This is a genomic window from Kamptonema formosum PCC 6407, assembly GCF_000332155.1.
Classification (GTDB): Bacteria; Cyanobacteriota; Cyanobacteriia; order Cyanobacteriales; family Microcoleaceae; genus Kamptonema; species Kamptonema formosum.
The window spans coordinates 75,830-81,432 of record NZ_KB235907.1; the positions used below are offsets into that span (position 1 = coordinate 75,830).

General features: G+C 43.0%; 7 protein-coding genes. All 7 read left to right on the forward strand.

All coding sequences use genetic code 11. The features are described 5' to 3' along the window. Positions 1 to 500: 500 nt before the first annotated feature. On the forward strand, positions 501 to 761 hold the full coding sequence (locus tag OSCIL6407_RS0129395; protein WP_007354596.1) for a ribbon-helix-helix domain-containing protein: 261 nt from the start codon (positions 501 to 503) through the stop codon (positions 759 to 761). A 57-nt stretch (positions 762 to 818) separates the two neighbouring features. Next, positions 819 to 1,709 carry a recombinase family protein gene (locus OSCIL6407_RS0129400; RefSeq protein WP_019488075.1) on the forward strand — a complete coding sequence of 297 codons (891 nt, stop codon included), beginning with the start codon at positions 819 to 821 and terminating at the stop codon, positions 1,707 to 1,709. After that, a complete protein-coding gene (locus tag OSCIL6407_RS0129405) occupies positions 1,709 to 2,320 on the forward strand; it encodes a zinc ribbon domain-containing protein (RefSeq protein ID WP_083893683.1) in 612 nt (203 codons plus the stop codon). The genes OSCIL6407_RS0129400 and OSCIL6407_RS0129405 overlap by 1 nt, the downstream gene beginning before the upstream one ends. Before the next feature lie 29 nt (positions 2,321 to 2,349). Continuing rightward, complete coding sequence (locus tag OSCIL6407_RS0129410; RefSeq protein WP_019488077.1) at positions 2,350 to 3,225, forward strand: helix-turn-helix domain-containing protein; 876 nt, start codon at positions 2,350 to 2,352, stop codon at positions 3,223 to 3,225. A gap of 113 nt (positions 3,226 to 3,338) precedes the next feature. Then, positions 3,339 to 3,488 carry a hypothetical protein gene (locus OSCIL6407_RS35785; protein ID WP_155523448.1) on the forward strand — a complete coding sequence of 50 codons (150 nt, stop codon included), beginning with the start codon at positions 3,339 to 3,341 and terminating at the stop codon, positions 3,486 to 3,488. A gap of 131 nt (positions 3,489 to 3,619) precedes the next feature. Continuing rightward, positions 3,620 to 4,492 (forward strand): hypothetical protein, encoded by an 873-nt coding sequence (locus tag OSCIL6407_RS37535; RefSeq protein WP_019488078.1) that lies wholly within the window; start codon positions 3,620 to 3,622, stop codon positions 4,490 to 4,492. A 945-nt stretch (positions 4,493 to 5,437) separates the two neighbouring features. After that, positions 5,438 to 5,524: an EF-hand domain-containing protein gene (locus OSCIL6407_RS37540; protein WP_234709929.1), complete on the forward strand. Its 87-nt coding sequence runs from the start codon at positions 5,438 to 5,440 to the stop codon at positions 5,522 to 5,524. Positions 5,525 to 5,603: the final 79 nt, after the last annotated feature.

The window sequence follows — 5,603 nt, forward strand, 5'->3', positions numbered from 1 at the left end:
ATTCACTCTGAGGGCTTGAATCAGGCGCGATCGCAAATGAGAAGAGACTTGACGTAAAGTGGATAGGGTGGAAAGCAGACTGTAAATAAAGTTAAGTTTTCAACCACTACCATCCTCTTATTAAGAGCTAAAGGCAATCTAGCAGAAACTTAAAGACTAAATCACTGAGAATTTACTAACTGTTGTCAATTCAGATTCATTGATGCTATGCTGCTTTACAGCAGCCCAAACTTTCAGAAATATAGCACTCGCTATTTTCCCAAAGTAAGCACTGCTATATCAAACCAGCACTCATACATCTCTACTAAAATTCTGATAGTCGTCTTGTTTGGCAGGCGTTGAGAAAAACAACGCCTCACAGCCAAGAATTGACTTTTCAATTAATACTAATGAAAAAACCCAACACGGAGTTCCCCAGGAGCTCCTTTTTTTTTGGTTCGTTTCCAGAGCAGAGCGAAGTGAGAGCTTGTCCCCCAACAAATCAGCAAAGAGGCTTTGACATGGCAAAAAAAGGATACAAGAGTCAGAGAAATCAGCCAGAAATATATGAAGAAGTCAAAAAACCAGTTTCTCTTGGCTTAACCCCGACGGCTAAAGACATACTCCGCAGTTTGGCCACCGCTCAGGGAATATCTCAATCTGAATTTATTGAGCGCCTTATGAGAGAGATAAAGAGTGCTAATAGCAGAACTAATTGTTCTATTTATCCTCAAGAATGCCAAGCCAAGTTAACTAATCTACCTGCATTTGTGCAGGATTAATTCAAATAAATTCTGCACAACTAATTGCTAGAATAAGCTCAGAGTTTAGTGATTATTATGAAGCAAAAAGTTATTGGATACGCGAGAGTATCAACCCGCGAACAAGCTGAGGACAGCCATGCTTTAGAGCAGCAAATGGATCGCTTAGTAAAAGCAGGGGTCGATCTGGTTTACCACGACGTTGAATCAGGAGCCAACCCAGAACGAGAAGAATTTAATAAGCTCGTTCAGGCGGTTGGACGTGGAGAAGTCTCCACTATTGTTGCGACTCGATGGGACAGGTTAACTAGGGAGGAAACAGCCTACGCGGTGATTAAGGGACTCCTGAGAGAACACAAAGTTAAACTGAAACTTCTGGATCAGGGAGAAGTGGATCTCAGCACCGCCTCTGGGGAACTCAGTGCTGACCTACAGGCTCTCTTTGCAGCCCACGAACGTCGCCAGCTTCGAGAGCGGATCAAGCGCGGTCATGAATACCGCCGAAGTAAAAAAGTTGCTTGGACAAGAGCGCCTTGGGGATATTTCATTGAGGAGGATAAATATGTCTTAGATAAACGACCTGCGATCTGCCTGTTAGCAGAACGTCCTGAAAACTATTTAGAATTGTATCTTGAACCCAACTTTTCACCACAACTCCCTGGCATTAGTAAAGCTGAAATTGCCAGAGAAGCCATTGATTATTTGCTGAAAATTAGGAAACCGCGAAAGGTTCTAGCTTTCTTGTATGAAAAGTACGGGGTGGAACGCAAACGAGATACCAACTTGGTTTTGAGTCCAGAGTTACTTTTTTGGAGTGCAGCTCAAAACTTCGCTGATGATTGGTTAACCAATCCAATTTTGCGAGGTCATACGAGTTACTGCAAAACAAATATATCCAGCAAGGGATCTACCAAGAAAAACCTGAAGAATGGCAATTACACCTTAATACCCATCCCACTGAGCGGTTAATTACTGATGAAGAATTTGTCGAACTTCAAACCCTCCAACAATTCAATGCCAAGAAAGTAGCAACTTCCGGTAAGACTTGTTACTTAACCGGATTAGTTATTTGCGCTCGCTGCGGCTATAAATGCGTGTTAAAGCGCAGCGCTCAATATCAATATTACGGGTGCAGGCAATCGGGAACTGGTTGCCAAAACCGCTCTTGCATTCGCCTTGAAAAAATTGATCAAGCCATTATTAGTCAATTATTTCTCAAAGCCACGTCCTTGGAATCGGCACAGGAGGAACAGGAAGTTTCTTTCCAATGCCCTCCAGAAGTAATCAAGTTAAAACAGCAACTAGAAGGGGTGGATGAACTGCTTAAAATTGCGCCGTCTGATTTACTTCAGCAAGCCAGAACTAAATTCCTCAAGCAAATTGAAGAAAAAAGCGCCCCCGAAGGAGTAGAAAGTTTTGTGATGGCTACGGCACAGGAAATTATCTCTCATCCTCAAGCAAAAAAGCTTACCTTCTGGTACACCTTAACTCAAGATGAGCGCGACATCCTTTATGAAAAGCTGATCGAGAGAGTCAAGGTAGATGAAGGCAAAGTGATTTCAGTGGAACTGAAAATTTAGAGCGTCAAGGAATATTCTTAGGAGAAAGTATGAATTTTTCTCAATCAACCCTCAAAACTTTTCAAGAAGCCGTAGACCGATTCCTGAGCGCTGAAGCAGAAGTTCTTAAAACTTGGCAAGGTTATTGTCATTGTCCAGATCCAGGGCTCCAGGTTAAGTGCCAAAAATGTCCATACTTTATAGAACTGGTGTTAGAAATTCAAAAAAAGCTTCAGCCTGAGCCTGAGAAAGTTTTTCCGAGAATACTGCCGCTGGAACTGGAACAACCTTATTCAGAAGAGTTGCTACAGCAATGTTTAGAACTATATGGTCAGAAATACTCTTTCGCACAAATTCAGCGCCTTACTGGAATTACTAACCGCGAAGTCTTGAGAGATTGGCTAAATAGCAACGGTTTGCTCAAGAAGTCAAGTGACTATTCTCAAGCGGAAAGGCAGCCCTATTTAGCGCTTTACAAAGAAGGTTTGACTCCAAAACAAATCGAGGATGCTACAGGAGTTTCTGTGGAGTTACTCTACGATTGGATTAAACTGGCAGGCATCAGCCGAGGGCACAATAGCTATCCCAAAAAGCAAAAGGAGGAATGTTTATCTCTATATGTTAAAGGTGCTTCCTGTGGAGAAATCGAAGCTCTCACTGGAATTTCAAGGGCTACAGTTGGAGATTGGGTCAAACAGGCTAATTTAGGAAGAAAGCCGTGTAAAGGAGGGCGACCGCCTAAGTATTCGCCCGACGTAAAGCAGGCGTGTTTGGAATTGTTTGCTCAGGGTAAAAGTGTTTCACAAATTGAAGAAAAACTAAACATTTCACCACTTACAATTCGTCGGTGGAGGCGAGAGGCTGAACGCTTGGCACAAAGCTCTCCAAACTGTCCTGTGCTTGACGGCGATGACAAAGACCTCTAAAGAGACCGGACTCTATCAAAATAACGTGAGCTGCACCCATACCGATTAGGGTGCGGCTGCGGACTTTGGCGTGGGTTTTTACCCATTTTATAGGTGGCGAGCTCCCGTCAACAATGCTGGATGTGGTGGGGTCAACTGTTTGGCAAGTGAAAAGCGCGGAGCGTTTTTGGTATGGGGGCGATCGCTGTGTTTCTAGCGATCGTTCTAATGTTGGTTATACTCTCGACTATAGTCCTACTACCGCGCGATCGCACACTACTTAAACATAGAATCAAGCATTTCAGAAATATCGCGCTAGTCACGCCCTCGGTTTAAGTAACTTATGTATGTAACTATTGACAGCTACCTAGAGAGAAGCTCATGATAAGTTACCTAAAGTTATATGTAACTAGCGATGAGTAAATTGGCAAGGGTGAAATATGGGACGGCTCAACTCCCATCTGGCAAAAAGATAGAGGTGGGTTTTAGGCAGTGGTATGAATGGCTAGAGCATCCAGAGACTAAATCCTTCAGGGTTGATGATGGCGAGGGTTACACAGCCAGAAAAGAAACAGAAGGAGGCTACTGGTACGCCTACCGCAAAGTTGAGGGAAAGTTACATAAGCGTTACATAGGATTGTCTAAGGCTCTGACTTTGCGGCGACTGGCTGAAGTTGGGGCATTATTCGATATCCCTAGTCAACCTAAGTTACCTAAGCCTATGGGTAACTCAAAGGTCAGTGAAGAGTTACATAATGAACTAGGTAACTTACAAACAGTTAACTTAGGGTTACAGAAGGAAATTACCCAACTAAAAGCAGAACTAGCAGAGGCGCGATCGCAACTTCCCTCCCAGACCGCGCAAGATTCCACATTTTGGGACTTTCCAGACGCGGCGGACTTGCTCAACCAGCTCAAGGCTAAGCGTAAAAAATCAAAAACTGATTTACAAGATGTGGAAGCAATCTTAGAACTGTTGCCAGAGATGCCACAACAATCACAGCCACAGCTACCCGATTTGTATGCAGCGAGGGATAAGCTTTTTGAGATGCCATCCTTGGGCGGCTGGAAGTTTGAGAAAGGTGAGAAGCGCGATCGCTTCTATGCTTTTGCCTCTGCTCTGATTGAAGAGGCCTCAAAACTTGACCAAAATTACACCATAATCCAGCGCTTACAATCTGACCTCAAGCAAGCAACCGAACGGTGCGACGGATACGGCAACCAGTTGAGAGAAAAGACAGAAACCATTCGCAAGCTTACGGCAAAGCTAGGGCAACGTCCGTTTTAGGTATTGAGCCGATATCTGTGTAAAAAGTGCAATATAAACTACCATTACCAACTTTCTTGCTTTGGCTGCTGTTGTATGCGATCGCTAACTCCAACTTCCAACAGTTCTCATTTCAGTCTTGCAAAAACCATAAAAACCATAAATTGGTCATTTTTACCCCCCTATAACGTCTATTTGACATGGCTTGCTATGCGACTACCACACTAACTACGAGGATTTAGGAGGTGTCGGAGTACAAAAAGCAATTAAAAGTCAGCGAAAGTTAATTTAACTTAATTAAAATTTGTGAAAATTGGAGGATAATTTAGGATTTTTGAGGGACAAGTAGGAGATATTAGGAAATAAGAGGGAATAAGAGGAAATAGAAGGGTTAAATATAAAGCTTTTTGTGGCTTCCACTAACTATCGGGGTGCGTTCCTTCTCACAAAAAGTTGCACCCCTGTGTGGAAGATGCAACTTAGGCTTATTGCTGGTAGGTATTACCTCTTAGAACCTGACCTTTGTCGCAGTCGTAACATCAGCGGGGTTAGTACCCGAATCAGCGAGGCAACAGAGCAGATGAAGATAGCGAACGATCGCTCTGCATGAACATTCTGGCAGCCCGAAAAATTACTCTTCCAGTTCGCTTTTTTTGTACAAAAGTGCGGTAGCACTGCCTTCAATAAAACCAAACAAACTGAACTGCAACTCTTCCTAGAAAACGGCTATCGCCTTTGTTCCGATACATTAATATGAAATAGCTGAATGGCTATCACAAAGCGGCAATTAAAAAAGCAGCCTTAACAGCTTTTCAATTAGTTCGGCTTGCTCAAGTGTGAAAGTACAGCTTGCTATAAATGACACGAGTTACAGCTTGTATCTGCCAGGGTAAAAGGTAACTTTCCTTGCATCTTTTTCAACATTATGGGATATTGAATTGAAAAAACTAATTCAAATAGAAACTTATGGCAACTGAGCAAGAGCTTCAATCTCTTTTTAATGCCTTGGATCGCGATCAAGATGGCAAAGTATCGAGTAATGAGCTTTTTTAAGTCCTGGGTTAAATGCAGTCATTTTAGCAGAAACAGGTACTAGCCCTGCGGAACTGCTAGCGACGTCTCGAGATGAAGA

Bases quoted from the DNA above. Each gene is read 5' to 3' on its own strand.
- OSCIL6407_RS35785 (WP_155523448.1), top strand. From the start codon at position 3,339: ATGCTGGATGTGGTGGGGTCAACTGTTTGGCAAGTGAAAAGCGCGGAG.
- OSCIL6407_RS0129410 (WP_019488077.1), top strand. From the start codon at position 2,350: ATGAATTTTTCTCAATCAACCCTCAAAACTTTTCAAGAAGCCGTAGAC.
- OSCIL6407_RS37535 (WP_019488078.1), top strand. From the start codon at position 3,620: ATGAGTAAATTGGCAAGGGTGAAATATGGGACGGCTCAACTCCCATCT.
- OSCIL6407_RS0129395 (WP_007354596.1), top strand. From the start codon at position 501: ATGGCAAAAAAAGGATACAAGAGTCAGAGAAATCAGCCAGAAATATAT.
- OSCIL6407_RS0129400 (WP_019488075.1), top strand. From the start codon at position 819: ATGAAGCAAAAAGTTATTGGATACGCGAGAGTATCAACCCGCGAACAA.
- OSCIL6407_RS37540 (WP_234709929.1), top strand. From the start codon at position 5,438: ATGGCAACTGAGCAAGAGCTTCAATCTCTTTTTAATGCCTTGGATCGC.